Raw genomic sequence first — 26,004 nt, 5'->3', positions numbered from 1 at the left:
CGCCCCACGAAAGGAAGCACAGCCGTGCAGATCAAGGAACAACTCGGCAAGTCCATCGGTGCCACGGTCGAGGGTTTCGACCACACGACCGCCTCGGCCGCCGACATCGACGCGCTCAAGAACACCGTCTACACGAAGAAGATCGCCGTACTGAAGGGCCAGGACCTCTCTCCCCAGGAGTTCCTCGAACTCGGCAAGCTGCTGGGCCGCCCGGAGACCTACTACGAGCCGATGTACAAGCATCCGGAGGTCCCGGAGATATTCGTCTCCTCCAACGTGCCGGAGAACGGCAGGCAGATAGGCGTACCGAAGACCGGGAAATTCTGGCACGCCGACTACCAGTTCATGCCGGACCCCTTCGGCATCACCCTGATCCACCCCCAGGTCATTCCGGAGAAGAACCGCGGCACGTACTTCATCGACATGGGCCGGGCGTACGAGCAGCTGCCCGGGGAACTGAGGAAGGAGATCGTCGGCACGTACTGCCGGCACTCCGTGCGCAAGTACTTCAAGATCCGGCCGCACGACGTCTACCGCCCCCTCTCCGAGGTCATCGACGAGGTCGAGCGCAAGACCCCGGCCGTCCGCCAGCCGACCACCTTCACCCACCCCATGACCGGCGAGACCGTCCTCTACGTCAGCGAGGGGTTCACCGTCGGCATCGAGGACGAGGACGGCCATCCGCTCGACGAGGAGCTGCTCAAGCGACTGTTCGACGCCACCGGCCAGCTCGACGAGACCTTCGAGCACGACAACATCCACCTGCAGGGCTTCGAGCAGGGCGACCTGCTGGTCTGGGACAACCGCAGTCTCATCCACCGGGCCCGGCACACCACCACACCCGAGCCGACCGTCTCGTTCCGCGTCACCGTGCACGACGAACGCAGGCTGCACGACGGGATCAGGGCGGCATGACGGACGAACCTCTGCTGGCGCAGGTACTGGCGCCGTACAAGGACCACTGCAAGTACCTGCGTTCCGCCCTCGTGACGGAGACGGACGACCGGGCCTCCGCCCGCTGCGAGTTCGCGATTCCCGAGTCGTGCTACATCGACGACACCGGCCACCTGAATTCCGTCGAGGTGAACATCTGCTACAACCAGATGATGTATTACCTCGTCGCCAAGTCCGTGAAAGACGGGCTGGGCACGGGATTCGCCGACTGGACGCTGGACGACTTCTTCGGGCACCAGCTGCCGGACATTCTCATCGCGCGCTTCGCCTCGAACTTCCGGCGGCCCGTCAACCCCCGGGCATTCTCGGGGGAGATGGAGTTCCGGTCCGTCACCCGGCGCGCCCCGGCCGGCGGCAGCCCCTTCCTGCGCGCCGAGACCGTCTTCCGCTACTGGGACGCGGAATCGGGCCGCTGTGACGGCGAGGCGACTCTGGCGATCGTCAACATCCCCTGACCTGAGGCGAGTTACATGACCACGGACCGGCTCTACCACCCGGAGCTCCGGACACTCGTCCAGACCACGGGTTTCCACGCCGCACACCGGCCCACCACCCCCGCGGTCCGCTGCGAGGGCCGCACCCTGACGTACGCGCAACTGCACCACGAGAGCAACCGCATCGCCCACGCCCTCCAGGCCGCCGGACTCGTGCCGGGCGACCGGGTCGCCTACCTCGGCAAGGAGTCCGAGCACTACTACGAGATCCTCTTCGGCTGCGCCAAGAGCGGCACCGTCCTCGTACCCGTGAACTGGCGGCTCACCGCACCCGAGGTCAGCCACATCCTCCAGGACTCCGGCACCCGACTGCTGTTCCTGGAGGACGAGTTCGCGCCGATCGTCGAGAAGATGCCGACCGCGCCTCCGAAGACGATCGTCACGCTCGGGGAGTCCTTCGCCGCCTGGAAGGCACCTCACCCGGAGACGGACCTGCCGGACGGCGTCGCCACCCCGGACACCCCCGTCGCCCAGCTCTACACCAGCGGCACCACCGGCCTGCCCAAGGGCGTCGTCCTCGCCCACCGCAGCTTCTTCGCGATCCGCGACGCCCTGGCGAGCGAGAACCTGGACTGGATCGACTGGCGGGTCGGCGACATCGCGCTCGTCGGCATCCCCGGCTTCCACATCGGCGGCCTGTGGTGGGCCACCCAGAACCTCAACGCCGGCACCACCGTCGTCGCGATGCGCGCCTTCGCCGCCCGTCAGGCCGTCGACCTCATCCGCGACCTCGGCATCACCACCGCCTGCGTCGTCCCGGCCATGCTCCGCATGATGCTGACCGAACCCGGGGTCACCGCCGAGGACTTCACCACCCTCCGCAAGACGGTCTACGGCGGCTCCCCGATCTCCGAGGCCCTGCTGGAGGAGAGCCTCGCCGTCCTGGACTGCGAGTTCGCCCAGATCTACGGCCTCACCGAGACCGGCAACACCGCCGTCTGTCTGCCCCCGGCCGCCCACGTTCCCGGCGGGCCCCTCATGCAGGCCGCGGGGCACCCGTATCCGGGCGTGCGCAGCAAGGTGATCGACGCCGAGGGGCACGAACTGCCGCCCGGCGCGGTCGGTGAGGTCTGCCTGGCCACGCCCGCCCGCATGGTCGAGTACTGGGGGCTGCCCGAGAGGACCGCCGAGACCCTCGTCGACGGCTGGATCCACACCGGAGACGCCGGTTTCGTCGACGAGGACGGCTATGTCTTCATCCGCGACCGCATCAAGGACGCCATCCTCGTCGCCGGGGAGAACGTCTACCCGGCCGAGATCGAGAACGTACTCGAAGGCCATCCCGGCGTCGCGGAGGCCGTCGTCGTCGGCGCCCCCGACGAACGCTGGGGCGAGTACGTGCACGCCTTCGTCGTCCCGGACCCCGGACAGCGGCCCAGCCCCCGGGACCTGCACACCTACCTCGTGCCACGGCTCGCGGGCTTCAAGCTGCCCGCCCGCTACGAGTTCATCGACAGCGTCCCGCGCAACCCCAGCGGAAAGATCCTGCGCCGCGAACTGCGCGACTGCTTCTGGAGCGACACCGCGCGCAAGGTCAACTGACCGCCCCCACCGGAGAGATACCGGAGAGATGACGACATGACCGCTCCCCTCACGCTGGAGGGCTTCCGCGCGGACCTGGCGGAGTTCCTGTACCAGCAGCCCCACGAAGTCGACCTCGAAGAGCACCCCCTCCACGCGGGACTGGACTCCCTGCGCGTCACCACCCTCGTGGAACGCTGGCGGGCGGCCGGCGTGGACGTGACCTTCCTCGAGCTCGCCGAGTGCACCTCGTTCGCCCAGTGGTGGCGGCTCCTCTCCGCAGGGCAGGAGGCGACCCCGTGACCGTGCGCCGTCCGCTGCTGGCCGCCCAGGAGGGCATCTGGACCGGCCAGCTGCTCGACCCGGACAGCCCCGCCTACAACACGGCCGAGTACGTCCACATCGACGGGCCGGTGGACACCGCCGTCTTCGCCGCCGCCCTGCACCGGGTGGTCGCGGAGACGGAGGCCCTGAACGTCGCCTACGTCGTGGACGCGGAGGGCCGCCCCTGGGAGACGCCCGCCCCGGCCGACGGCCGGCACCCGCACCTCGCGGACCTCACCTCCCGACCCGACCCGCGCGCGGCGGCCCTGGCCTGGATGGACCAGGACCTCGCCCGCCCGGTCGACCTCACCCGCGACCCCGTCTTCGGCCACGCCCTGCTGCGCATCGCACCGCAGGAGTACCTCTGGTACCACCGCGTCCACCACATCGCCCTCGACGGCTTCGGCCTGTCGCTGGTCGCCCACCGGGTCGCGCAGGTCTACACGGCCCTGGCGGAAGGGGAACCGGTACCGGGACACGGCTTCGGCACCCTGGCCTCCGTCCGGGAGGAGGAACGCGCCTACCGGGAGTCGCCCCGCTTCGCCGAGGACCGCGCCCACTGGGCCGACCGGTACGCGGACCGGCCGCCGGTGGCGACCCCGGCCGGTCGAACCGCCCTGCCCGCGCGCACCTCTCACCGGCGGGTGGTCGACCTGGACCCGGCGGAGACCGAGTCCCTGCGCGCGGTCGCCCATGAACTCAGGGCCACCTGGTCCGAGGTCGTCCTCGCCGTCACCGCCGCCCGTCTGCACCACCTGACCGGCGCACCGGAGATCGTCCTCAGCCTGCCCGCGATGGGCCGCCTCGGCTCGGTCTCCCTGCGCGTCCCCTGCATGGTCCGCAACATCCTGCCCCTGCGCGTCGGTGTCACCGCGTCGGACACCCCGCGCACCCTCACGGCCCGGGTCTCGGCCGAGCTCCGCGCCGGGCTGCCCCACCAGCGCTACCGCTACGAGCAACTGCGCCGGGACCTCAGGCTCCTCGGCGGACAGCGACGCCTGTCCGGACCCGGCGTCAACATCATGCCGTTCGCGTACGACCTGCGGTTCGCCGGACACCGCAGTACCGTCCACAACGTCTCCGCCGGACCCGTCGACGACCTGGCCGTCAACGTCTACGACCGCTCCGAGGGCGCGGGACTGCGCATCGCCGTGGACGCCAACCCCGACCTCTACGACGAGGCCGACGTCGGTGAGTTCCAGGAGGGGCTCCTCGCCCTGCTCCGGGCGGCCGTCGCGGCACCCGACCGCCCGCTCGGCGACCTGCGTGCGCGTGCGACCGTGCCGGTCCTGGACGGAGGACCGCTGCCGCGCCCCGCCCGCCCGGTCCTCGACCTGATCGCCGCCCAGGCCGCCCGGCGCGGCGGATCCGTGGCCGTCGAACACGACGGGCGCAGCGTGACGTACGCCGAACTCCTCGGCTCGGCACGCCACCTCGCCCGCCGACTGGCCGCCCGAGGAGCCGGTCCCGGGGACCTGGTGGCCGTGGACCTGCCCCGCGGCATCGAAGCGGTCACCATCGTCCTCGGCGTCCTGCTCTCCGGCGCCGCCTACTGCCCGCTCGACCCGACGGCACCCCCGGCACGCAGGTCGGAGCTGCTGGCGGACGCCCGGCCCTCGCTCGTCCTCACGCCCGCCGACCTCCACACCCCTGACCCCGGACCGGACACCGTCCACCCGGCCTCACCGGCACCCGGCGACCTCGCCTACGTCCTGTACACCTCGGGCTCCACCGGACGCCCCAAGGGCGTCGAGATCGACCACCGCGCCCTCGCCCACTTCGTCGCCGCCGCCACCCACCGCTACGGCCTCCAACAGGCCGACCGAGTCCTGCAGTTCGCCCCCCTGCACTTCGACACCAGCGTCGAGGAGATCTTCCTCACGCTGTGCGCGGGCGCCACGCTGGTCGTCCGCACCGACGACATGACCGACTCCGTCCCCGCCTTCCTGGACGCCTGCGCACGGCTGCGGATCAGCCTCCTCGACCTTCCCACCGCCTACTGGCACGAACTGGCCTACGCCGTCTCGACCGGCACCGCCACCCTGCCGACGCGAGTGCGGACCGTCGTGATCGGAGGCGAGGCGGCCCTCCCGGAACGCGTCGACCGCTGGCGCGGGTCCGTCGGCACCTCGGTGCGGCTGCTGAACACCTACGGCCCGACCGAGGCCACCGTGGTCGCCACCGTCGCCGACCTCCACGACCCCGCCCTCGCGCCGGGAGACGTCCCGATCGGCCTGCCCCTCCCCGGCACCCGCGCCGCCGTCGTCGACGGCGAACTCCACCTCCTGGGCGACAACCTGGCCGTCGGCTACCGGGGCCCCGACCTCCCGGACACCGCCCGCTTCGCCCCCCTCGACGCACTCCCCGGAGCACCCCGCGCCTACCGCACCGGCGACCTCGTACGCATCGGTGACGACGGGCAACTGCGCCACCTCGGGCGCTCGGACACCGAGTTCAAGATCAGCGGGCATCGGGTGCATCCGGCCGAGGTCGAGAGCGCGCTGCTGGCCCATCCGGGGATCGGCGCCGCCGCCGTCGTAGGACAGGTATTGGAGGACGGGACGCGGCGGCTGGCCGCATACGTCGTCCCGGCCGAGGCCACCCCTGCCGTGGCCTTGATCAGGGAGCACCTCCGGTCGACGCTTCCGGCCGCGATGATCCCGGCGGCCGTCGAGTTCCTGGACCGGCTGCCCCTGACCAGCTCGGGCAAGACCGACAGGAAGGCGCTCGCCGTTCTTGCGCCCCGTGCGGAGACGACGACCGGTCCGACGTCCGACGGCGGGCTGGAGCGCACCATCGCCGCCGTCTGGCGACAGGTGCTCGGCGTGCCCGCCGTCTCCGCCCGCGACGACGTCTTCGACCTGGGCGCCCAGTCCCTCCAGGCCATCCAGGTCGCCAACCGCCTCGGCGTGGAACTGCGCCGTGACGTGAAGGTCGCCTGGCTCTTCCAGCACCCGACGCCGGCCGGGCTGGCCCGCCACCTGGAGCAGCAGGACGACCCGGCCGCCCCCGGTCTCCCGGCCGCCCTGATCGCCGACTCCGTCCTCGACCCCGACATCCGCCCCGGCGACGGCCCCCGCGCGACCGGGGCACCGGACAGGATCCTGCTCACCGGTGCCACCGGCTTCGTCGGCGTCCACCTGCTGGCCGAACTCCTCACGACCACCGACGCGGAGGTCGTCTGCCCGGTCCGGGCCGCGAGCCCCGCCGAGGCCGCCGCACGCCTCGACCGGGCCCTGTACACACACCTGATCGACCTTCCGGCCACGGCACGTACTCGCGTCAAGGCGCTCCCCGCCGACCTCGCCCGCCCCCGACTCGGCCTGGACGAGGCGCGGTTCACGGACCTCGCCCGCACCTGCGGTGCGATCCTCCACAACGGCGCGACGGTCAGCATCATGCGCGAGTACGCCACCCTCCGCGCCGCCAACACCGAGTCCACCAGGACCCTGCTGCGCATGGCGGCCGTACGGTCGACGCCCCTGCACCTCGTGTCGACCCTGTCCGTGGCCCAACCGCTCACCCTCGGCCCCGAGGTACCGGAGGCGTTCCTGCCGCCCCACCCGGGACTGCGGTTCGGCTACCAGCAGTCCAAGTGGGCCGCCGAACGCCTGCTGGAACAGGCCGCCGAGCGGGGCCTGCCGGTCACCGTGCACCGGCTCGGCCGGATCGTCGGCCCGGCCGCCACCGGATACGTCAACGAGCGGGACTTCCTGTGGAGCGTGCTGCGCGCCGGGATCCCCGCCGGCATCGTCCCCGAGCTGCTCGAGGAGGAGATCTGGACGCCGGTCGACCACGTCGCCCGGGCCCTGGTCCACCTCTGCCTCGGCAGGCGGCCCACGGGCGCCACCGTCTTCAACCACGCGGCCACCGCCCCGGTGCGGCTGAGCGACGTGTACGACTGGCTCGGGGAGTACGGCTACGAGCTGCGTCGCCTGCCGCTGGCCCGGTGGCGGACCGAACTACCGCGCTCGGGCCCCTCCGACGCGGCACGGAGCATCCTCGCCTTCTTCGAGGCCTGGGACACGACGACCGACGTCGACCTTCGTCTGGGACACATCCGTGCCGAGCACGTCGCCGACGGCCTGCGCGGCAGCGGCATCAGCTGCCCGCCCGCCGACCGGGACCTCGTCTTCCGCTACCTCGACCACTGCGTCAGCAGCGGGGCGCTCCCCGCGCCCGCCCGGGGACATGACCATCTCGCCGTCCACGCACCGTAGTCGGGAATCTCAGGGAACTCGCCGACGGCGCCCTCCGACTACTGCAACAGAACCCGACACCTCACGAACGCCCCGCAACAAGGAGTCTGCATGTCGAAGAAACGGCCGGCCGCGATCGCCCTGGCCGGCGCCCTCTGTCTGGTCACCGCGGCATGCGGCTCCTCGACCGGCACAGCGGACGGCGCCGTGGGCGACGCGTCCGCCGCGGCCGCCGAGTCCGGCTATCCGGTGACCCTCACGAACTGCGGCGAGTCCGAGAAGTTCAGCAAGGAACCCGGCCGCGTCGTCGTCATGAACGGCGCCTCCGTCGCCGAGGTCTCCACCCTGCTCGCCCTCGGCCTCGGCGACCGCATCGTCGCCAACCAGCAGAGCTACGGGATGTCCGAGGTCGCGGGCCGCGCCGCCGCCATCAAGAAGCTGCCCACCGGCGACGTGAAGCTCAACGACGCCTACGACATCCCCCGCGAGGCGATGATCGGGCTGCGCCCGGACCTGGTCCTGTCGACGACGTCGTACGGCTTCGACGAGAAGAACGGCTTCGCCACCCGGGACCAGCTCCAGCAGGTCGGCGCCAACACTTATGTCTCGCCGCAGGGTTGCGACCAGGACACCTCGAAGATGACCATCGCGGACAGCTACACGCTGCTGCGCGACATGGGGAAGGTCTTCGACCGGAGCGCCCGGGCCGAGAAGCTCGTCGCCGCGTCGGAGAAGCACATCGACGAGGTCGCCGCCAAGGTCGCGGGCGAGAGGCAGCCCAAGGTCATGGTCCTGTTCTCCAACATGGCCATGGGCGGCAACGACTTCAGCTCGGTCGTCGCCAAGGGCATCTACAACGACATCCTCGCCAAGGCCGGCGGCACCAACGCCTTCGAGAACGCCTCCACGACCTCCTTCGCCGACCTGAGCAAGGAGAAGGCGGCCGCCACCGACGTCGACGCGCTCGTCGTCATCGGCTACAACGACCCCGACCCGGCGGCCTACGCCAGGAAACTGCTGAAGGAGTTCCCCCAGTGGCCGGCCGCGAAGAACAACACGTACGCAGCGCTCTCGGACTCGATGTACCTCGGCCCGAGCAACGACCTGGCCGTGCAGAAGATCGCCGAGATGCTGCACCCCGACAAGTTCTGAAGGCGCCGAAGGTCCTGAGCGGGCTGGGACTCGCCGTCCTGCCGGTCGTGCTCGTCGCCGTCATGGTGGTGGCGGTGAGCATCGGCGCGGTGAACATCCCGGTCGGTGATGTGTGGGGCATCCTCCTGCACCACGTCACCGGACGGGGCGCCACCGGCGATCCCGCCCTGGACCAGATCGTGTGGACCTTCCGGGCACCCCGCGTCGCCCTGGCCGCCCTCGTCGGCGCGGGCCTCGCCGTCGCCGGGGCCGTGCTGCAGACCCTGGTCTCCAACCCCCTCGCCGACCCCGTCGTCCTCGGCTTCTCCTACGGCGCCTCGCTCGGCGCCGTCCTGGTCATCACCCTCGGCGGTGCCGCGCTCGCCGGGCTGGGCGGACTCGGCGTCTCGGGTGCGGCGTTCGTGGGCGCGCTCGCCGCCGGGGCGCTGGTCTTCGCCCTGGGACAGCGGGGCGGCCGGCTCGCCCCGACCCGGCTGGTGCTGGCCGGCGTGGCGGTCGGCTACGTCCTGCTGTCGATGACCAGCTTCGTCCAGTTGCTCGCCACCCCCACCGAGCTGCGGACGGTGATGTTCTGGATGCTCGGCAGCGTCGCGGGCGCCCAGTGGAGCCAACTGCCCGCCGTCACGGTCGTCGTCCTGACCAGCACGGTCCTGCTGACCCTGTTCGGCCGGCGCCTCAACGCCCTGCTGGCCGGCGACGAGTCCGCGACCGCGCTCGGCGTGGACGTCCACCGGCTCCGGGCCGTCCTGCTCGTCATCAGCGCACTGCTCACCGGCACCGTCATCGCCGTCGCGGGCGGGGTCGGCTTCGTCGGCCTGATGATTCCCCACCTGATCCGGCTGACCGTGGGCGCCGACCACCGCCGCCTGCTGCCCCTGACCGCCCTGCTGGGCGCGATCTACCTGGTCCTGGTGGACCTCCTCTCCCGCACCCTCACCCGCCCCGACGAACTCCCGCTCGGCATCCTCACCGCCCTTCTGGGCGCCCCCTTCTTCCTGTGGCTGCTGCGCCGCAACAAGGGCCTGGACACCATATGAAACAGACCACCGCATGAAACTGACCGTCGACCAGCTGGCCGTGACACTTGACCGCAAGCCGATCCTCCGCGACGTCACCCTGGAAGCCGCCGAGGGAGACGTCGTCGGACTCGTCGGCCCCAACGGCAGCGGAAAGTCCACCCTGCTCCGCACGGTCTACCGCTCCCTGCGCCCGGCCGGGGGAGTGGTCCGGGTGGGCGGCGACGACGTGTGGGACCTCTCCGCGCGCACCGCCGCCCGCCGCACCGCGGCCGTCCTCCAGGACGCTGGTACGACGACCGGTCTGAGCGTCACCGAGATCGTCGCCCTCGGCCGCACTCCCCACCACGGCCTGATGGGCCGGGACGGCACCGAGGACCGCGAGGCCGTGGCCGAGGCGGTCACCCGCTGCGGAGTCGGCCCGTTCGCGGACCGCGACTACACCACCCTCTCCGGCGGCGAACGCCAACGCGTCCTGCTCGCCCGCGCCCTGGCCCAACGGCCCCGGCTCCTCGTCCTCGACGAACTCACCAACCACCTCGACATCCGCGCCCGGTTCGAGCTCCTGGCCCTGATCCGCAGCACGGGCATCACCACCCTGGCGGTCCTCCACGACCTCGACCTGGCCGCCCGGCTCTGCGACCACCTGGTCGTCCTCCACGAGGGCGCGGTGGCGGCGGCCGGTCCCGTCCTGGACGTCCTGACCCCGGATCTCCTCCGCGACGTCTTCGGCGTCCGAGGCGGTACGGAACGCCATGCGGACGGTGTCGTGCGCATCACCTACGCGGCCGAGCCGCTGGCCCGGGAGCGAGCACCGGTGGAGGCGTGACGCACGGGGGCGGGCGCCGGGCGGCCAGGAGCCGACGGCCCGGGCCGCGCCCCAGGAGGTCAGCGGGCTGGCCGCTGCGGCCCCCTATGTGGCCGCACGGGCCAGTCCGCCGGTGCCCGCCCGCTGCCTAAGTTCCTCCCACGCCGAAACGTGGCGACGAGAGGAGGTGGACTCGTGACGGAGTCCGAATTCGACATATGTGTCATCGGTGCGGGTCCCGCGGGGCTGGCAGTGGCACGGGCGCTCGGTGAGCGACGGCTTCCCTACACGCACATCGAGCGTCACACGGGGCCGGGAGGTCTGTGGGACATCGACAACCCGGGCAGCCCGATGTACGAGTCGGCGCATTTCATCTCCAGCAGGACCCTCTCGGGTTTCGGCGGCCGGCCGATGCCCGACCACTTCGCCGACTACCCCTCGCGGCGGCAGATCCTGTCGTACCTGACGTCCTTCGCCGACGCGTACGGGCTGACGGAGCGGATCGAGTTCGGCACCGAGGTCCGTGACGTGGCCAAGAACCCGGACGGCACCTGGACGGTCACCCGGTCCGACGGACGGACCAGCCGGCACGGGCAGGTCGTGGTCTGCACCGGCGCGCAGTGGCACCCCAACATCCCCGAGATCCCGGGTGACTTCAGCGGCGAGATCCGGCACACGGTCGGCTACCGCAGCAGCGACGAACTGCGCGGCAAGCGGGTCCTGGTGGTGGGCGCCGGCAACTCCGGCTGCGACATCGCCTGCGACGCGGCCCGGGCCGCCGACCACGCGGAGATCAGCATGCGCCGCGGCTACTGGTTCATCCCCAAGCACGTGTTCGGCAGGCCCGTGGACACCCTCGAAGGCGTCGGTCCCCGGATGCCGAAGTGGCTGGAGCAGAAGCTGTTCGGCGCACTCCTGCGGATCATCAACGGCGATCCGCGCCGCCTCGGCCTGCAGAAACCGGACCACAAGCTCTTCGAGACCCATCCGACGGTCAACTCGATGCTGCTCCACCACCTGCAGCACGGCGACATCACCGCACGACCGGGCATCGCACGGGCCGAGGGCCGTACCGTCCACTTCACCGACGGCACCAGCAACGACTTCGACCTGATCCTGCTGGCCACCGGCTACGTCCACAAAGTGCCCGTCGCGCAGCGCTACTTCGGCGACGAGCAGCACCCCGACCTGTACCTGTCGTCGTTCTCCCGCGAGCACGAAGGGCTGTTCGGCGTCGGCTTCATCGAGACCAACTCCGGCGCCTACCAACTGTTCGACACGCAAGCGCAGTTGATCGCGGGCTTCGTCCAGGACACCCGCCGCGGCCTGCCGAACGCCGAGCGGTTCGCCCGCATGATCCGGGATGACCGCCCCGACCTGACCGGCGGCCTGAGGTTCGTGGACTCCCCGCGCCACACCGGCTATGTCGACAGCGCCGCGTACACCAAGTACCTCAAGAAGGTCGCAGCCGCCATGGGCTGGCCCACCGAGGGGCGCCCCCCGGCCGTGCCGACCCTCCGCAGCAGGGAGACGGTGGCATGAGCGGCTACGACTGCACCGGCAAGGTGATGCTGGTGACCGGCGGCGCGGGCGGCATCGGCAGCGCGCTGTGCCGGCGGTTCGCGACCGGCGGCGCCGTGTGCGTTGTCGTCGACATCGACGGTGAGCGCGCGCGGCGGGTCGCGGACGCCCTGCCCGGCGCCGGTCACCTGGGCCTCGGCTGCGACCTGCTGGACCGGGCCGGGGTGGCGGCCCTCTTCGAGCACGTCGCCTCCGCCTTCGGCCGCCTCGACGTACTGGTCAACAACGTCGGCATGACCAGCACCGAGCGCTTCGACGTGCGGGCGGTGGAGAGCATCGAGCGGGAGATCGACCTCAACATGATCTCGCCGCTGGTGGCGACCCGGCTCGCCATTCCCCTGCTCAGGGCCTCCGCCGACCCGCGCATCATCACCACCGTGTCACTCGCCGGGATCTTCCCCCAGGGGGAGACCCCCATCTACGCGGCGTCGAAGTTCGGGCTGCGCGGCGCAATGCTGTCCATCGCCCTCGACCTGGGTGCCAAAGGCATCCACGTCGGCTCGGTCCTGCCGTCGGCCACCGACACCCCGATGCTGCGCCGGGAGGCCGTCGACGGCGGCAACTCCCTCCAGTTCCAGGACCCGCCGCAGCAGCCGTCCGACGTCGTCGCCGCCGTGGTCAGCCTGCTCGACCGGCCGCGCTTCGAGGCGTATCCACGCGTCGGCGAATCGCTCCTGGTCCGCTTCTCCATGCTTGCCCCGAACCTCCTCCCCCGGCTGCTCCCGCTCTTCCGCAGGCGCGGCGAACGCGGCCTGGCCCGCTATCTGGAGGACCTGCGGCGCAGGGGGCTGGCCCGTCAGGTCGACGGCCACTGGGAACTGGTGAGGGACGCATGACCGGGACTGGTGAAAGAGAGATGACCGTGATCACCGAAACGAACGTCCGTCTGCTCAGGATCGTCAACCCGGCGACCGGAGAGACCCTGGACACCCTGCCCGCCGCCACCCCGGGCGAGGTGGACGCAGCCGTGGAGCGGGCCCACCGTGTCTTCGACAGCGGGGTCTGGTCGGGCCGACCGCCCCGGGAGCGGGCCACCGTACTCCTGCGCCTCGCGGACCTGATGGAACGCGACGCCGAGATCCTGGCCCGCCTGGACTGCGAGGACGCGGGCAAACCGATCACGGACTGCCGTACGGGCGACGTGCCCGGCGCGATCGAGTCGATCCGCTGGTTCGCGGAGGCCGCCGACAAGGTCTTCGGGCGCGTCGCGCCCACCGGCCACGACCACCTCGGCCTGATGAGCCGGGAACCCGTCGGAGTGGCCGCCGCGGTCCTCCCGTGGAACTACCCCCTCGCCATGGCCGCCTGGAAGGTCGGGCCCGCCCTCGCCGCGGGCAACAGCCTGCTGCTCAAGCCGGCCGAGGCGACACCCCGCTCGGCCCTCCACCTGGCCCGACTGGCCGCCGAAGCGGGGCTGCCGGACGGGACGCTCACCGTCCTGCCCGGCCACGGGGCGGAGGCCGGCCGGGCGCTCGCCCGCCATCCCGGGGTGGACGCCCTGTCCTTCACCGGCTCGACGGCGACCGGACGGAGGATCCTGGCGGATGCCGCGGAGACCAACTTCAAACGGGTCTCCCTGGAGATGGGCGGCAAGAGCCCCCAGGTCCTGATGCCGGACGCGCTCGACTTCGGTGCCGAACTCGTCGACGACATGATCGAGGCCGCGTTCCTGACGGCGGGCCAGAACTGCACGGCCGGCTCCCGCGTCCTGGTCCACGAGGACATCGCCGCCGAGGTCGTCGCCCGGTTCACGGCCGCCGCCGGGGCGCTGGCCGTCGGGGACCCCGCCGACCCGGACACCCGCATGGGACCGCTCATCAGCGCTGCCGCGCGGGACCGGGTCGCCGGCGCCGTGGCCGAGGCGGTCGCCGCCGGCGCCGTGGCGCACGCACCCCGGCTGCCGGAAGGCCTCCACCCACGCGGCGCCTACTACCCGCCCACCGTCGTGGTCGGCGCCCCCGCCGGGAGCAGGGTCCTCACCGAGGAACTGTTCGGTCCCGTGGTCACCGTCCAGAGCTTCACCTCCGAGCAGGAGGCGATCCGGACGGCGAACGGGACCGACTACGGCCTCGCCGCCTCCGTATGGACCCGCGACCTCGACACCGCCGTCCGTCTCGCCCGCGGCATCCAGGCCGGAGTGGTCTCCGTCAACGCCTACAGCGAGGGCGACATCACCTCCCCCTTCGGCGGCTGGAAGCAGTCCGGATTCGGCGGGGCGGAGCGGTCCACCAACGCCTTCGACCAGTGGACCAGGGAGAAGACGGTGTGGATCCGCACGCGCTGACAAGGCGGAAAGCGGACGCGACTGCCTAAAGTGGTCGCCAGTACGGCCCTGGAGAGAAGCCATGCCCGAGCCACCCCGTCCGGAGAACGGCACCACGCGCAGCACGTCGGCGACGATCTCGCCGAACATCCTGCGCTATCTCGGCCAGATCACCGGGGAGTACGGCGTCGACCTGCGCCCGGAGCTGACCCAGGTGGGCCTCACCGAGGCCCTGCTGGGATCGGCGGCCCTGCGGGTCTCCTACCGCCAGGGCAGTGCCGTCATCCGGCGCGCCATCGAACTCACCGGGGACGAGAACCTGGGCCTGCGAGTGGGAGCGGCGCAGCACCTCACCGCCTGGGGGCTGCTGGGCTTCGCCATGCTCGCCAGTGACACCCTCCGGGCGGCCATCGACGCGGGCGTGCGCTTCCAGAACGTGTCAGGGGCCATGACGGTCTGGTCGGCCGGCCCGGAAGGCCCCGACTACGTGGTGCGGGCCGACCTGCCGGATCCGGAGGTCGACCCGCTCGTCGCCGTCTTCCTCGTCGAGGAGGCGTTCTCCAGCGTCGTCACGCTGGGCCGCCTCGCCGCCGGCGCCGGCCTCACACCGCAGGACATCCACTTCGCCTTCCCCGCCCCACAGGACGTCCAGCCGTTCCGCGACCTCTTCCGCTGCCCCCTCCACTTCGGCGCGTCCCGCAACCGCCTGGTGGTACCGCAGACATGGATCAACCGACCCATGCCGGGCCGTGATCCGGTCACCTACGCCGCGACCCTCGAACTCCTCGAAGCACAGATGGCCTCACGTCGCCGCCAGCAGGACCTCCTGGAGGTACTGGAGATCTCCGTCGCGCAGAGCCTTCCGGAGGTCCCCTCCTTCGCCGAACAGGCCCGCCGACACGCGTCGAGCGAACGCACGCTGCGCCGCCGCCTGGCCGGCTGCGGGACCTCCTACGAGGCGATCGTCGAGGGGGTACGGCGTGAACGCGTCGAACACCTCCTGCACCGCCCCCACCTCACCCTCCGCGAGGTGGCCCGCCAGGCGGGCTTCTCCGACGAACGTGCCCTCCGCCGAGCGGTCCACCGCTGGCACGGCATGGCGCCGCTGCAACTCCGCGCGGCGTTCCTCTCGGACACCGGCGGAGACAGCGCCCCGTGAGGCGATCCGGGAGACCGCGGTGCCGGTCCGGGCGGTTCACCGCTGGATGAAGACGGTGATCCACTCCGCTTCCCGGGGCCGGTACCCGTAGCGGTCCCACAGTCCCGACACGATCGCCGGGACGTGGCCTGCCCCGTAGACGACGGCCACCCGGATCGCCTCGTGGCCGCGCTCCGCGTGGATCCGGCCGAGCGCGTCGAGCAACCGCTGGTCCCGCCGGCCGGTCATCGCCTGCTCCACGGGATTGTCGGCCAGCATCTCCGCCCGCAGTGTCGACGGCAGGTCCTCGACCGCCAGGTCCTCGTCGAGGAAGGCGCTCGGACCGCGCAGCGCGAACACCAGGCCCATCACCGGGGCCGCGATCATGAGCAGCAGGTACATCCACCGCGGCAGTGTCTTGAGGTCCTCGATCGCCTCGGCCGCGGTCACGTCCGGGTTGATGACCGGCACGTCCTTGGGAAGGAGGGTGTCTGCGCGCTGTTCCTGAAGGCCGTTGCGCCTTCGGCGGGGAGCGAACCGGTAGGCCAGCGTGAGGGCGCTCACTCCGGCCGACTTCCCCCGGATTCCCTCGAGCACGATGAGGTCGCATTCCTTGAGCCTGAGGCGGACCTGGGAGTAGAACGTGGGCGAGGCCACGTGCAGCATCGGGAAGATCACGAATTCCAGTGGCATCCCCGTCCGCCTCATCGTGATCGCGGCAGATCTGACGGAGTATCCGGTCACCTCGATGATCTGCATGATTCCCCCGCGGACTTCGTCTGGTTCGCCTTCCTTCTGTACCTGGACACGAACCTGGCCGGAGCGGCGGTTCCCTCTGACACGGCGGTGGCCGACGCTCGGGCCCGGGCGGCAGCGGCTCCGTCGCCGCCCGCGGCTCGGCGTCGACCACCGCGGAGATCATTTCCTGGGGATCGGTTACGCCCAGCAGCCGTTGACCGTGGCCGCCAGCCCGTCCAGGGCGTCCTTGATGGCGGCCGGGTCGGCGGTGGAGTTGTTCTCGATGAAGGAGAAGATCTTCCAGCGGCCGTCCCCGGCCTTGGTCAGCCCGCTCAGCGCGATCGCACCGGTGAGGGTGCCCGTCTTCGCCATGACCTTGCCGACGGCGCACTGCGAGTCCGCCGTGTCGAACCGGCCCCACTCGGGACCCAGGGTGGAGCCGGCCTCTCCCGCCACGGGCAGGCCGTCGATGATGGAGCCGAGGATCTGCGCGTTGCTGGGGGCGTCGGCCACGTCGAGGATGTCGGCGATGGTCTGTGCCGGGATGCGGTTGGCACGGGACAGACCGCTGCCGTCGTGGATCTCGTAGTTGTCGAGCGAGACGCCGTACCGGGCGAGCACCTCGCGTACGACGGCCGTGCCGTCCTCGAAGGTGGGCGGGCGGTCGGCGCCGATCGCGGTCATCCGCAGCAGTGTCTCGGCGATATCGTTGTCACTCACCTTGAGCATGTGCTTCACGATGGTGGACAGTGCGTCGGACTGGTGCTGGGCGACCGGCACGTCACCCGTGCCGGCGGTCCCGTGGGCGACGGTGCCCGTGACGGTGACGCCCTGCGCGGCGAGGAGCTTGGCGAAGGTCTGGCCCGCGTCGAGGGACGTGTCCGTGACGTGGTGACCGTCGACCACCAACGCCCGTACCGGCGCGACGGAGTCCGGGTAGTAGCCGTCGTTCCAGCCGGTCGCGAGCGTGGGCGCGGGGAAGAGGCTGTCGTCCACCTTCACCGCGACCGAGGTGAGACCCGCGCTCTTGAGGCCCGCGACGGCGCTCTTCGCCATCGTGGCGAGGTCGGCGCTGGTCAGGGTGCGGTCGCCGCCGCCGACGAGGGTGAGCGTGCCGTTGCCGTAGACCGCCCTGGTGGTGAACCGGTGGTCGGGGCCGAGCACCGTCAACGCGGCGGTGGCGGTGCCGAGTTTGGTGTTGGACGCGGGCATCAGCGCGGTGGCCGCGTCGTGGCCCCAGACGACCTTCTGGGACTCGGCGTCGATGACGACTCCGCTGAGGGTGGTGCCGAGACGGGTGTCCTGGACGCGGGTGCCGAGATCGTCCGCGATCTTCTGCTCGGCGGGGTCGAGTGCCGTGGCCGTGGAGACGGTGTTGCCGGCGGCGAAGGCGGTCGTACCGAAGAGGATCGTCCCGGCGACGGGGACGGTCACCGCGACGACGGCGACGCGGCGCAGTGCGGGGTGCAGGGTCTTCGCCTTGCGGTGACGAGCGGTCGTCAGAGCGGGGGATGGGGGGTTGGACATACCGGCCTCTCGGCGAAGTGCTGCGGCGGAAAGGGGAGTTGACAGGGAGAACCTGGGTTCTCAAGAGTGAAAGTTACAGGCATGATCCCGATTCCTGGGCGGTTCCTGTGGACGTTCACACCCGCGCCGCCGGCGAGGTGCTCCCGACCGAGGCCGAGGAACACCTCCCCGCATCGCCGCACACGCCGTGCGCCGCCGCGCACCGTCAGAAGCCGTGCCGCGCGCCGCCGTCCACCTGGAGCATGAGCCCCGTCAGGTACGAGGCCGCCGGGGACAGCAGGAACGCGCCCGCGCGTCCGAACTCCTCCGGTGTGCCGTACCGCCGCAGCGGGATCCGGGACTCGTTGGCGGCCCGCGTGGCCTCGGGGTCGGCGGACAGCCCGTCCAGCTCACGCATGCGATCGGTGCCGATCCGTCCCGGCAGCAGTCCGAAGACGCGGATGCCGCGCGGCCCCAGCTCGTCCGCGAGCGACTTGGCCAGACCGGCGAGGCCGGGCCGCAGCCCGTTGGAGAGAATCATCCCGGGGGCCGGCTCGTACGCCGTGATCGACAGGACGAACCCGATGGAGCCCCCGGTCGACAGCTCCGCGGCGGCCGTGCGAGCGAGCCGCACCGTACCCAGGAACACCGACTCGAAGGCCGCCTGCCACTGTGCGTCGGTGTGGTCCGCGATGCGGCCGGCGGGCGGTCCGCCGACGCTGACGAGGATGCCGTCGAAGCCGCCGAACCGCTCCCGTGCGGTGGCGATCAGCTGTTCCGGTGCCCGCGGGTCCGCGTTGTCGACGCCGACGCCGGCCGCGTTCGGACCGAGCTCCGCCGCCGCCTCGGCCGCACGCTTCCCGTCGCGGCCGGCGACGACCACCCGGGCCCCGTCGGCGACCAGTTCGCGGGCGACGGCGAAGCCCAGACCGCGGGTGGCACCGGTGAGGACGTACACCCTGTCCTTGAGTTCGAGATCCATGGTCCGCCTCCCCTCAGTGACCCAGAGCTGCGGCGATGCCGTCGTCCACGGCCGCGCCGAGCTTGGCGTCGTCCTGTTCCGTCCAGGCGCGGGCGACATGCCCGTCGGGCCGGATCAGGGCGGCGCGCACATCGTCCCAGCCGTCGTGGGCCCGGTCCGGCGACCCGCCGTGCACGGTGATCCGCTCCTGCGCGCGATCGGCGAGGACGCCGTCGGCGGTCAGGTCGAGGAGGAGGTACGCGTTCGCCCGCAGCAGGCCGAAGAGGGTGAAGTCGGTGCCGGTGAAGGTGAGTCCGGGGGTGCGGGTGCCCGTCAGCGGGTGGGCCGCCGGGTCGTCACTGGGGTAGCCGATGCCGATCGCGCTGATCTTTCCGGCCAGAATCCGGCCGAACTCCGGTACAGCGGCGATCAGTTGGGCGGTGAGGGAGCGCATGGCGAGCGCCTCGGGGGTGAAGGTGGTCAGCAGGAGGGTCTGGGCGCGGCTGTGCTCCTCCAACTGGGCCCCGACCAGGTGCCGTTCGGTGTGGTAGGTGTCCAGCAGGCCTTCGGAGGCCCAGCCGTCGATGGTGGCGGCGAGCTTCCAGCCCAGGTTGTGGGCGTCCTGCATGCCGTAGTTCATGCCGACGCCGCCGGTGGGGAAGTGCTGGTGGGCGGCGTCGCCCGCGAGCAGGACACGTCCGCGTCGGTACTCGGTGGCCAGCCTGGTCGTGTTGCTGTACCGGGAGAGCCAGGACGGGTCGCGCATGCCGAAGTCGTCACCGGTGATGGCGACGGTCTTCTGCCGCAGCTCGTCCATGGTGAGATCGCCGGGCCACTCCGTCGTGCCCCCGTCGGGGCTGGTGCCGGCGAGCCGCCACCGGTTGCCGGGCAGCGGTGCGACCAGTACACCGCCGTGCTCGTTGAACCGGTTGAAGGCGAGCGGGGGCGGGTTGTCGAGTGCCACGTCGCCCAGCCAGCCGAGGAAGTTGAACGGGGTGCCCGGGAAGTCGATTCCGGCGCTCTCGCGCACGGTGCTGCGGGTGCCGTCGCAGCCGACGAGGTAGCCGGCCTCGATCGCGTAGGACCCCTCTTCCCCCGCCACCTGCACGGTCACCGAGTCCGCCTGCTCGGTGAAGCCGGTGACACGGTGGCCGCGCCGTACGGTGGCGCCGAGCCCGCGGGCGTACTCCTCGAAGAGCTCCTCGGTGCGGGCCTGCGGCAGGAAGATCGTGTACGGGAACGGGGTGTCCAGCAGCGAGAAGTCCAGCCGGCTGTGCAGGTTGGCGAAGTGGCCGGTGGGGATCTTCGGTGCCTCGTCGTGGAACCGCTGGTGGATCCCGCGGGAGGCCAGCAGTTCGATGCTCCGCGGGTGCATGGTGAGCGCCTTGGAGCGCTGGTCGATCTCGGTGCGCTCCTCCAGGACCATGACGGAGATGTCGTTCAGCCGCAGCTCGGCGGCGAGCCAGAGCCCGACGGGCCCGCCGCCGGCGATGACGACCTGCTGCTTCTCCATGCGATCACCTTTCCTTGGGTCTGTGGCCAGGTTCTGAGACCGCCAACTTTCTTGGTCGATGACCAAGAGTCTGGCGCGGTCAGTAAACTAGGTCAATGACCAACAGGCAACAAGGCGACCGCCTGGATCCGGCCGCCGTGATCGGTGCGGCACTGGAGCTGCTGGACGAGAACGGCCTGGACGCGCTGTCCACCCGGGCGGTCGCCGACCGTCTCGGCGTCCGCATGAACACCGTGCTGTGGCATGTGAAGACCAAGGCCCGGATGCTGGAGCTGATGGCGGACGCCGTGCTCGGCGAGATCCGGCTGGACGAGCTGCCGTCGGCCCCCGACGAACGCGCCCGCGAACTGGCCCGCCGCTACCGCCGTGCGCTCCTCGCCCACCGTGACGGCGCCGCGCTCGTCGTCGGCACGTACGGCGTCGAACCGCACACCCTGCGCTTCGCGGACACCCTGGTGGGAGCACTGATCGAGTGCGGCCTCGAAGACCGCGAGGTCGCCTGGACCGCGTGGGCGCTCATCTACTTCACCCTGGGCCTCGCCCAGGAGCAGCAGGCGGCCGGAGACCGCCCCCTCGGGGAGGCGCTGGCGAACGCGGTCTCCGGGACGACCCACCCTTCACTGCACCGTGTGGCCGCCCATCTCGCGCCGGGGTCCTTCGACGGGAGATTCGAGTTCGGCGTGGTCGCGATCCTCACCGGTCGGCCGTCTCCCCCACTTTGAGCCGGAGGCGTCCGGGATCGCTCGGGTCGATGGCGGCCGACTCGTTCCGGCGGCCGTCCAGGTTGTCGAGGCTGTTGCGGACGGGGTTCGCCGCACCTCAGGTCCGGATGACGCCGGAGGGAGGTGACCTAGGAGGCAATTTTATGTGCCAGGTAGGTTGACTGTCGCGTGATGGTTGCTGACCCTGTGGGGGAGGGCCACGGGGTCCTCGCGGACGTGGGGCCTCGGGGCCCGGACCCTCCTGGGAGCGGCAAATGCCAACCTTCGTACTCGTGCACGGTTCTTGGGGCGGCGGCTGGGTCTGGGACCGGTTGCGCCCCCTGCTGGAGGATGCCGGGCACCGCGTCCTGACTCCGACCCTGACCGGTCTCGCCGAGCGTCGGCACCTCTCCGCGCCGGACGTCGGACTGGGCGCGCACGTGCGGGATGTCGTCGAACTGCTTGAGTTCGAGCGGGTCGAGGATGCGGTCCTCGTCGGGCACAGCTACGGCGGGATGGTGATCACCGGCGTGGCCGCGCTCGCGGGTGACCGCATCGCGCAGGTGGCGTACGCCGACGCCTTCGCCCCCGTGACCGGCGAGTCGGCGTTCAGCCTGCTGCCGTGGCTGGAGCCGGCGTTCGCCGATGCGCCGGGGCCCTCGGAATGGGAGGTCGCTCCGCTGAACCCGGACTCGCTCGGCGCCGACGAGGAGGGTGCCGCATGGCTGTCGGGCAGGCTGACGCCGATGCCGCGGCGCACCCATGAGGAACCGCTGGGCCCGGGCAGCGAGGAGGTGCTGGCCGGCAAGGCGGTCACGTACCTCTACTGCGCCGACCAGGCCATCTTCAAGGACATGGCCGGCTCCGCTGAGAAACGGGGGTTCCGGGTCGTCGCACTGTCCGGCGTCACCCATGTCGACCTGCTGACGCAACCGCAGGTGCTCGCGCGGGAACTGCTGAACCTCGTGTAGGCGCGACGGGTGCGGTCGAGTGGGTCCGGCCGCGGTAGCCGCATGCCTGTCAGGTGATGTCTCTTGCCTGACAGGCATGCTATCTTGCCGAAATGTCGATCGAAGACACCGATCTCTGGGTGGCCCAACGCCTCAAGGACATGCGCAGTGAGCGCGGTATCACCCTGACCACCCTGGCCGAACAGACCGGCATCTCCTCGGCGCATCTGTCGCGTCTGGAGAAGGGTGTCCGTAAGCCCTCCATCGGGAGCCTGCTGCAGATCGCCCGCGTCTACGGCGTGTCCATCAGCGAGTTGGTGCAGGAACCGGACGAGAACGACTTCCATCTGGTGCGCGCCGACACGGCGATGACCCGGGACGGCCAGGACGGCCGCTACACCGTACTCAGCGGCCCGCGCGAGACGATGTCCGTCATCCGGGTCGACCTGACGCCCGGCAAGCACAGCAAGACCGCCCGGCATGTCGGCGAGGAATGGCTGCATGTGCTGACCGGGACGGTCACGCTCCACATCTCCGGGACGTCGCTGCAGCTCGGAGCCGGTGATTCGGTGCACTTCGACTCGTCGAAGGAGCATCGCCTGGTCAACGACGAGGATGCCGAGGCCACCGTACTGATCGCCTCGACCGCGGCGACCGTTCCCATGCGTCACCCCATCCCCGCGTCCCGCCGCGGCGCCGCGGCCCCACGAGGCTGACACCCGACCCCGCACTGGGGCAGGCCTCGGGCCAGGGTCCCACCGATCGCGGCGCCGGCGGAGTGGCCGCCCAGGGCCAGGCGTGAGGCGTCGAAGCCCAGGGGCTCGGCCTTGTCGGTGCCCCAGGCCACCGCGGCGTGACAGTCGTCGAAGGCGGCGGGGCAGGGGTTTTCCGGGGTGAGCCGGTAGTCCGGGGCGACGACGGCGATGCCCAGCCGCGCTGTTCGCCGACACGGCGATCCAGGTTCTTCTGGCGGCTTTCCTACGGGAGGACCGCGAACCCGTCCACTTCGATGAGCCATTCCGGCATGCCGAGCGTCTGCACTCCGAGGAAGGTGCTCGCGGAGACGGGCCACTTGCCGTCGAAGGCGCGACCGCCCGCGGCGAAGATGGGTCCGACCAGCTCGGGCCGGTGGCCGACGACGTGGATCGTGTTCTTGATCAGGTCGTCCGGGGTGGCACCCGCGGCCTCCAGGGCGATTCGGAAGTTGCGGAAGGCCTGTTCGGCCTGTGCCTCGTGGTCGCCGGGACCGACGAGGTTGCCGTCTTTGTCCAGGGCGATCTGGCCGGCGATGGCGATGAAGCGGGTGCCGGTGCCCGTCACCGCGTGGCTGTAGAGGTCTTGGACCGGGGGCGCGAGAGCGTCCGGGTTGACGCGTTGAATCGGCATCGGTTCTCCAGAATCGTCGTCGATCGTCGTCGGGCAGGTGTCGTCCTCGCTAGTCCAGGACGTCGGGTTCCTCGTCCGTCACGAGTCCGGCGAGCAGGTTGAAGTTGTGCCGGGCCATGTTGGCGTTGCTGAACTGCCGGTGCGCCAGGGTCACTTCCTCGTCGCTCATGATCCGGGGCCGTCCCGCCGCGTCGGCCAGGAGCTGCATCTGGCAGGCCCGGTCCATGGTGATGAACCACCAGGCCGCCTCCTCCACCGACCCGCCCACCGTGAGCAGTCCGTGATGGCGCAGGATCGCGGCCCTGCTGTCCCCGAGCCGCTCGGCGATGCGCTCGCCCTCCGCCTTCTCCAGGACGAGCCCCTTGTACTCGTCGAAGAGCACGTGGTCGCCGGTGAAGGCGCAGGACTCCTGGACGATCGGGTCGAGCAGCTTGTCGAGCGAGGCGAACGCCCGGCCGTGGATCGTGTGGGCGTGCGCGACGGCGACCACGTCGGGGCGTGCCTGGTGGATCGAGGAGTGGATCCAGAACGCCGCCTTGTTGGTGCGGCGGTCGCCCTCGATCACGCGCCCCTGCTCGTCGATGAGCAGGAGATCGCTCACCCGGATCTTCGAGAAGTGGACGGCGTAGGGGTTGACCCAGAAGCGGTCCGGGAACTCCGGGTCGCGCGCCGTGATGTGCCCCGCGATGCCTTCGTCGAACCCGTGGCGGGCGAAGACCCGGAAGGCGATCGCGAGCTGTTCCTTGCGGTGCCGGCGTTCCGACTCCACGGAGTCCCTGGCCTCCGAGAGCTGGGGTATGTCGAGCTCGCCGATGTTCTCCAGCTCCGCTGCGCCGGCGCTGTCGGTCGACACGGACATGCGGTGATGCCTCCCTCGGTTGGTGCGGTCGGGCCTCCTTCAGAGTGGGGGCGACGGACGCGCGAAGTCAACCTGACAGGCAAATCAATGTGCCCAGTGGGCAAATTCCGGTGCTCCTCACCCGTCCCGCCGCCACGCCCCCAGCACCATCAGCGTCTTCGTCCCGATCACCGGCCCCGAACGGCGCAGCCGGTCGATGACGTCCCGCAGATGCTGGACGCCGGACACCCGGACCCGGACCAGCGCGTCGGGGTCCCCGGCCACCGTGAAGACCTCCAGGACCTCCGGGACGCTGGTGGCCGCCATGGTGATCATCTCGACCTTCACGTCCCCGGCGAACCTGAGCTCGACGAAGGCCTCGAAGCCGGAGCCGAGCTTGTTGTGGTCGAGGATGACCGTGTAGCCCGCGATGACCCCGATCCGCTCCAGTCGGTCGATGCGCCGCTTCACGGCGGAGGGCGACAGGCTGACATGGTCCGCGATCTCGGTGACCGTTCGCCGGCCGTCCTGCACCAGCAGGTCGATGATCATGCTGTCCACGCTGTCGACATGCTCGGTACCGGACATCTCCACACCTCACTCGGAAGCAGGTTCCTTGCGTGGAACCCGGGTCGCTCATAGGGAATTTTGTGCGCACCGCAAGAACTCGGCAGGTTTATTGCACCACGGGTCGAGCGCTGCCGACTGTGGTCCCCCACCGGGAGACGACCCCGGGAGACGACCGCAGGAGGGGGCACAGCAGTGCAAGTCGAACGCGAACTGCCATCCCGTGAGGCCTATGACCTGCTGGAACTGGTCACGGACATCGCGGACAGGGAACTGGCACCGCGGGCCGCCGAGTTCGAGGACGAGGGAAGGTTCCCGCGCAAGGTCTTCGAGCTCCTGGGCGAGGTCGGGCTGCTGACCCTGCCGTTCGGCGAGGACGTCGGCGGCGGGGGACAGCCGTACACGGTCTACCTCCAGGTCCTGGAGGAGATCGCCGCGCGCTGGGCCGCGGTGGCCGTGGGCATCAGCGTGCACACCCTGGCCTGTCTGCCCCTGGCCACGTTCGGCACCGAGGCCCAACGGGCCGAACTCCTCCCGCGGATGCTGAGCGGAAGACTGCTGGGCGCGTACTCCCTGTCCGAGGCCCACGCGGGATCCGATCCCGCGGCGCTGCGCGCGTCCGCGTCCGAAGGCCCGCGGGGCTGGACGGCCCGCGGTACCAAGTCCTGGGTCACGCACGGCGGCGAGGCCGACTTCTACACCGTCTTCCTGCGGACCTCTCCCGACCCGCGCTCGGGCATCTCCTGCTTCCACGTCGACGCCGGCACGGCGGGGCTGGTCGCGGGGGCACCGGAGCGCAAGATGGGGCTGCGCAGCTCGACGACCGCCGAGATGCACTTCGAGGACGCGGTCCTCCCCGCCGACCGGATCGTCGGAACTCCGGGTCAGGGACTGCCGATCGCGCTGGCCGCGCTCGACGCCGGCCGGCTCGGGATCGCCGCGGTCGCCGTCGGCATCGCGCGGGCCGCGCTGGACTACGCCGTCGGCTACGCCCGGGACCGGCAGACGTTCGGGCGCCCCGTCATCGAGCACCAGGGCGTCGGATTCCTGCTGGCCGACATGGCGGCGCGGACCGAGGCGGCCCGCGCGACCTACCTGGTGGCCGCCCGTCGCAAGGACTCCGGCAAGCCGTACACCCGGCAGGCCAGTGTGGCCAAGCTGATCGCCACCGACACGGCGATGGCGGTCACGACCGACGCCGTCCAGGTCCTCGGCGGCGCGGGATACGTGCTCGACCACCCCGTGGAACGGCTCATGAGGGAAGCCAAGATCACCCAGATCTTCGAGGGCACCAACCAGATCCAGCGCCTGGTGATCAGCCGTCAACTTGCCGCTGCCACATGGTAGTCGGTGCCTGTCCACCCCACATCCGCCGGTGCCCTCCCGGGCGCCCC

24 protein-coding genes are annotated in these 26,004 nt (G+C 71.0%); 16 read left to right on the top strand and 8 right to left on the bottom strand.

Translation table 11 applies throughout. From position 1 onward, the window contains the following. The first annotated feature begins 24 nt into the window (after nucleotides 1-24). The 12 genes from ACFWPQ_RS21185 (at nucleotide 25) to ACFWPQ_RS21130 (ending at nucleotide 15,471) form a co-directional block, all read left to right on the top strand. Nucleotides 25-915 (top strand): TauD/TfdA dioxygenase family protein, encoded by an 891-nt coding sequence (locus tag ACFWPQ_RS21185; RefSeq protein WP_384036699.1) that lies wholly within the window; start codon nucleotides 25-27, stop codon nucleotides 913-915. Then, nucleotides 912-1,409 carry an FcoT family thioesterase gene (locus tag ACFWPQ_RS21180; RefSeq protein ID WP_384036696.1) on the top strand — a complete coding sequence of 166 codons (498 nt, stop codon included), beginning with the start codon at nucleotides 912-914 and terminating at the stop codon, nucleotides 1,407-1,409. Before ACFWPQ_RS21185 ends, ACFWPQ_RS21180 begins: the two co-directional genes overlap by 4 nt. A gap of 15 nt (nucleotides 1,410-1,424) precedes the next feature. Further along, entirely contained in the window at nucleotides 1,425-2,990 is a 1,566-nt protein-coding gene (locus tag ACFWPQ_RS21175) for a long-chain-fatty-acid--CoA ligase (protein WP_384036693.1), read from the top strand. Between the two features lie 36 nt (nucleotides 2,991-3,026). Next, nucleotides 3,027-3,272, top strand: coding sequence for a phosphopantetheine-binding protein (locus ACFWPQ_RS21170; RefSeq protein ID WP_384036690.1), 246 nt, complete (start codon nucleotides 3,027-3,029; stop codon nucleotides 3,270-3,272). Next, entirely contained in the window at nucleotides 3,269-7,513 is a 4,245-nt protein-coding gene (locus tag ACFWPQ_RS21165; RefSeq protein ID WP_384036688.1) for an amino acid adenylation domain-containing protein, read from the top strand. The genes ACFWPQ_RS21170 and ACFWPQ_RS21165 overlap by 4 nt, the downstream gene beginning before the upstream one ends. Before the next feature lie 90 nt (nucleotides 7,514-7,603). After that, on the top strand, nucleotides 7,604-8,644 hold the full coding sequence (locus tag ACFWPQ_RS21160; protein WP_384036685.1) for an ABC transporter substrate-binding protein: 1,041 nt from the start codon (nucleotides 7,604-7,606) through the stop codon (nucleotides 8,642-8,644). Between the two features lie 62 nt (nucleotides 8,645-8,706). Continuing rightward, nucleotides 8,707-9,681 (top strand): FecCD family ABC transporter permease, encoded by a 975-nt coding sequence (locus ACFWPQ_RS21155; protein WP_384036906.1) that lies wholly within the window; start codon nucleotides 8,707-8,709, stop codon nucleotides 9,679-9,681. A gap of 13 nt (nucleotides 9,682-9,694) precedes the next feature. Then, nucleotides 9,695-10,489, top strand: coding sequence for an ABC transporter ATP-binding protein (locus ACFWPQ_RS21150; RefSeq protein ID WP_384036682.1), 795 nt, complete (start codon nucleotides 9,695-9,697; stop codon nucleotides 10,487-10,489). Between the two features lie 174 nt (nucleotides 10,490-10,663). Continuing rightward, nucleotides 10,664-12,010 (top strand): flavin-containing monooxygenase, encoded by a 1,347-nt coding sequence (locus ACFWPQ_RS21145; protein ID WP_384036680.1) that lies wholly within the window; start codon nucleotides 10,664-10,666, stop codon nucleotides 12,008-12,010. Continuing rightward, nucleotides 12,007-12,885, top strand: a complete 879-nt coding sequence (locus tag ACFWPQ_RS21140; protein WP_384036677.1) for an SDR family NAD(P)-dependent oxidoreductase — start codon at nucleotides 12,007-12,009, stop codon at nucleotides 12,883-12,885. Before ACFWPQ_RS21145 ends, ACFWPQ_RS21140 begins: the two co-directional genes overlap by 4 nt. Nucleotides 12,886-12,905: 20 nt before the next feature. Continuing rightward, nucleotides 12,906-14,333 (top strand): aldehyde dehydrogenase family protein, encoded by a 1,428-nt coding sequence (locus tag ACFWPQ_RS21135; RefSeq protein WP_384036674.1) that lies wholly within the window; start codon nucleotides 12,906-12,908, stop codon nucleotides 14,331-14,333. A 61-nt stretch (nucleotides 14,334-14,394) separates the two neighbouring features. After that, entirely contained in the window at nucleotides 14,395-15,471 is a 1,077-nt protein-coding gene (locus ACFWPQ_RS21130) for an AraC family transcriptional regulator (protein WP_384036672.1), read from the top strand. A 36-nt stretch (nucleotides 15,472-15,507) separates the two neighbouring features. Here ACFWPQ_RS21130 and ACFWPQ_RS21125 read toward each other — a convergent pair whose 3' ends face one another. The 4 genes from ACFWPQ_RS21125 to ACFWPQ_RS21110 all read right to left on the bottom strand — a co-directional run bounded on the left by ACFWPQ_RS21125 (nucleotide 15,508) and on the right by ACFWPQ_RS21110 (nucleotide 20,168). Beyond that, complete coding sequence (locus ACFWPQ_RS21125; RefSeq protein ID WP_384036669.1) at nucleotides 15,508-16,143, bottom strand: hypothetical protein; 636 nt, start codon at nucleotides 16,141-16,143, stop codon at nucleotides 15,508-15,510. 243 nt (nucleotides 16,144-16,386) lie between these two features. Next, nucleotides 16,387-17,715 carry a D-alanyl-D-alanine carboxypeptidase/D-alanyl-D-alanine-endopeptidase gene (gene dacB, locus ACFWPQ_RS21120; RefSeq protein WP_384036666.1) on the bottom strand — a complete coding sequence of 443 codons (1,329 nt, stop codon included), beginning with the start codon at nucleotides 17,713-17,715 and terminating at the stop codon, nucleotides 16,387-16,389. A 205-nt stretch (nucleotides 17,716-17,920) separates the two neighbouring features. Next, the gene (locus ACFWPQ_RS21115) at nucleotides 17,921-18,676 is read right to left on the bottom strand and encodes an SDR family oxidoreductase (protein ID WP_384036663.1); all 756 of its coding nucleotides are present in this window, start codon (nucleotides 18,674-18,676) and stop codon (nucleotides 17,921-17,923) included. Between the two features lie 13 nt (nucleotides 18,677-18,689). Beyond that, on the bottom strand, nucleotides 18,690-20,168 hold the full coding sequence (locus ACFWPQ_RS21110; RefSeq protein ID WP_384036661.1) for an FAD-dependent monooxygenase: 1,479 nt from the start codon (nucleotides 20,166-20,168) through the stop codon (nucleotides 18,690-18,692). 95 nt (nucleotides 20,169-20,263) lie between these two features. Here ACFWPQ_RS21110 and ACFWPQ_RS21105 point away from each other — a divergent pair, with 95 nt between their 5' ends. The 3 genes from ACFWPQ_RS21105 to ACFWPQ_RS21095 all read left to right on the top strand — a co-directional run bounded on the left by ACFWPQ_RS21105 (nucleotide 20,264) and on the right by ACFWPQ_RS21095 (nucleotide 22,535). Beyond that, on the top strand, nucleotides 20,264-20,890 hold the full coding sequence (locus ACFWPQ_RS21105) for a TetR/AcrR family transcriptional regulator C-terminal domain-containing protein (RefSeq protein WP_384036659.1): 627 nt from the start codon (nucleotides 20,264-20,266) through the stop codon (nucleotides 20,888-20,890). A gap of 254 nt (nucleotides 20,891-21,144) precedes the next feature. Next, the gene (locus tag ACFWPQ_RS21100; RefSeq protein WP_384036656.1) at nucleotides 21,145-21,840 is read left to right on the top strand and encodes an alpha/beta fold hydrolase; all 696 of its coding nucleotides are present in this window, start codon (nucleotides 21,145-21,147) and stop codon (nucleotides 21,838-21,840) included. A 92-nt stretch (nucleotides 21,841-21,932) separates the two neighbouring features. Next, nucleotides 21,933-22,535, top strand: a complete 603-nt coding sequence (locus tag ACFWPQ_RS21095) for a helix-turn-helix domain-containing protein (protein WP_384036654.1) — start codon at nucleotides 21,933-21,935, stop codon at nucleotides 22,533-22,535. Here ACFWPQ_RS21095 and ACFWPQ_RS21090 read toward each other — a convergent pair. The 4 genes from ACFWPQ_RS21090 to ACFWPQ_RS21075 all read right to left on the bottom strand — a co-directional run bounded on the left by ACFWPQ_RS21090 (nucleotide 22,487) and on the right by ACFWPQ_RS21075 (nucleotide 24,631). Then, nucleotides 22,487-22,837: an alpha/beta hydrolase gene (locus ACFWPQ_RS21090; RefSeq protein WP_384036651.1), complete on the bottom strand. Its 351-nt coding sequence runs from the start codon at nucleotides 22,835-22,837 to the stop codon at nucleotides 22,487-22,489. The two genes, ACFWPQ_RS21095 and ACFWPQ_RS21090, sit on opposite strands and share 49 nt — an antisense overlap. Further along, on the bottom strand, nucleotides 22,798-23,205 hold the full coding sequence (locus ACFWPQ_RS21085) for a RidA family protein (protein ID WP_384036648.1): 408 nt from the start codon (nucleotides 23,203-23,205) through the stop codon (nucleotides 22,798-22,800). Before ACFWPQ_RS21085 ends, ACFWPQ_RS21090 begins: the two co-directional genes overlap by 40 nt. Nucleotides 23,206-23,254: 49 nt before the next feature. After that, nucleotides 23,255-24,064 carry a class II aldolase/adducin family protein gene (locus ACFWPQ_RS21080; protein WP_384036646.1) on the bottom strand — a complete coding sequence of 270 codons (810 nt, stop codon included), beginning with the start codon at nucleotides 24,062-24,064 and terminating at the stop codon, nucleotides 23,255-23,257. Nucleotides 24,065-24,181: 117 nt separating this feature from the next. Further along, the gene (locus tag ACFWPQ_RS21075) at nucleotides 24,182-24,631 is read right to left on the bottom strand and encodes an Lrp/AsnC family transcriptional regulator (protein ID WP_384036643.1); all 450 of its coding nucleotides are present in this window, start codon (nucleotides 24,629-24,631) and stop codon (nucleotides 24,182-24,184) included. 174 nt (nucleotides 24,632-24,805) lie between these two features. Between ACFWPQ_RS21075 and ACFWPQ_RS21070 the strand changes: the two genes are divergently transcribed. Then, on the top strand, nucleotides 24,806-25,957 hold the full coding sequence (locus tag ACFWPQ_RS21070; protein WP_384036640.1) for an acyl-CoA dehydrogenase family protein: 1,152 nt from the start codon (nucleotides 24,806-24,808) through the stop codon (nucleotides 25,955-25,957). Nucleotides 25,958-26,004 lie beyond the last annotated feature (47 nt).

The organism is Streptomyces sp. NPDC058464, assembly GCF_042721035.1.
GTDB lineage: Bacteria > Actinomycetota > Actinomycetes > Streptomycetales > Streptomycetaceae > Streptomyces.
The sequence above is the reverse complement of the archived record's forward strand: the minus strand, read 5'-3'. Positions and strand labels throughout refer to the sequence as shown.

What these genes read in the sequence shown, in the direction of transcription:
- ACFWPQ_RS21180 (WP_384036696.1), top strand. Translation starts at nt 912, where the DNA reads ATGACGGACGAACCTCTGCTGGCGCAGGTACTGGCGCCGTACAAGGAC.
- ACFWPQ_RS21095 (WP_384036654.1), top strand. Translation starts at nt 21,933, where the DNA reads ATGTCGATCGAAGACACCGATCTCTGGGTGGCCCAACGCCTCAAGGAC.
- ACFWPQ_RS21155 (WP_384036906.1), top strand. Translation starts at nt 8,707, where the DNA reads ATGGTGGTGGCGGTGAGCATCGGCGCGGTGAACATCCCGGTCGGTGAT.
- ACFWPQ_RS21080 (WP_384036646.1), bottom strand. Translation starts at nt 24,064, where the DNA reads ATGTCCGTGTCGACCGACAGCGCCGGCGCAGCGGAGCTGGAGAACATC.
- ACFWPQ_RS21085 (WP_384036648.1), bottom strand. Translation starts at nt 23,205, where the DNA reads ATGCCGATTCAACGCGTCAACCCGGACGCTCTCGCGCCCCCGGTCCAA.
- ACFWPQ_RS21110 (WP_384036661.1), bottom strand. Translation starts at nt 20,168, where the DNA reads ATGGAGAAGCAGCAGGTCGTCATCGCCGGCGGCGGGCCCGTCGGGCTC.
- ACFWPQ_RS21130 (WP_384036672.1), top strand. Translation starts at nt 14,395, where the DNA reads ATGCCCGAGCCACCCCGTCCGGAGAACGGCACCACGCGCAGCACGTCG.
- ACFWPQ_RS21090 (WP_384036651.1), bottom strand. Translation starts at nt 22,837, where the DNA reads ATGGCTCATCGAAGTGGACGGGTTCGCGGTCCTCCCGTAGGAAAGCCG.
- ACFWPQ_RS21175 (WP_384036693.1), top strand. Translation starts at nt 1,425, where the DNA reads ATGACCACGGACCGGCTCTACCACCCGGAGCTCCGGACACTCGTCCAG.
- ACFWPQ_RS21150 (WP_384036682.1), top strand. Translation starts at nt 9,695, where the DNA reads ATGAAACTGACCGTCGACCAGCTGGCCGTGACACTTGACCGCAAGCCG.
- ACFWPQ_RS21100 (WP_384036656.1), top strand. Translation starts at nt 21,145, where the DNA reads ATGCCAACCTTCGTACTCGTGCACGGTTCTTGGGGCGGCGGCTGGGTC.
- ACFWPQ_RS21135 (WP_384036674.1), top strand. Translation starts at nt 12,906, where the DNA reads ATGACCGTGATCACCGAAACGAACGTCCGTCTGCTCAGGATCGTCAAC.
- ACFWPQ_RS21170 (WP_384036690.1), top strand. Translation starts at nt 3,027, where the DNA reads ATGACCGCTCCCCTCACGCTGGAGGGCTTCCGCGCGGACCTGGCGGAG.
- ACFWPQ_RS21160 (WP_384036685.1), top strand. Translation starts at nt 7,604, where the DNA reads ATGTCGAAGAAACGGCCGGCCGCGATCGCCCTGGCCGGCGCCCTCTGT.
- ACFWPQ_RS21125 (WP_384036669.1), bottom strand. Translation starts at nt 16,143, where the DNA reads ATGCCACTGGAATTCGTGATCTTCCCGATGCTGCACGTGGCCTCGCCC.
- ACFWPQ_RS21105 (WP_384036659.1), top strand. Translation starts at nt 20,264, where the DNA reads ATGACCAACAGGCAACAAGGCGACCGCCTGGATCCGGCCGCCGTGATC.
- ACFWPQ_RS21075 (WP_384036643.1), bottom strand. Translation starts at nt 24,631, where the DNA reads ATGTCCGGTACCGAGCATGTCGACAGCGTGGACAGCATGATCATCGAC.
- ACFWPQ_RS21115 (WP_384036663.1), bottom strand. Translation starts at nt 18,676, where the DNA reads ATGGATCTCGAACTCAAGGACAGGGTGTACGTCCTCACCGGTGCCACC.
- dacB (WP_384036666.1), bottom strand. Translation starts at nt 17,715, where the DNA reads ATGTCCAACCCCCCATCCCCCGCTCTGACGACCGCTCGTCACCGCAAG.
- ACFWPQ_RS21140 (WP_384036677.1), top strand. Translation starts at nt 12,007, where the DNA reads ATGAGCGGCTACGACTGCACCGGCAAGGTGATGCTGGTGACCGGCGGC.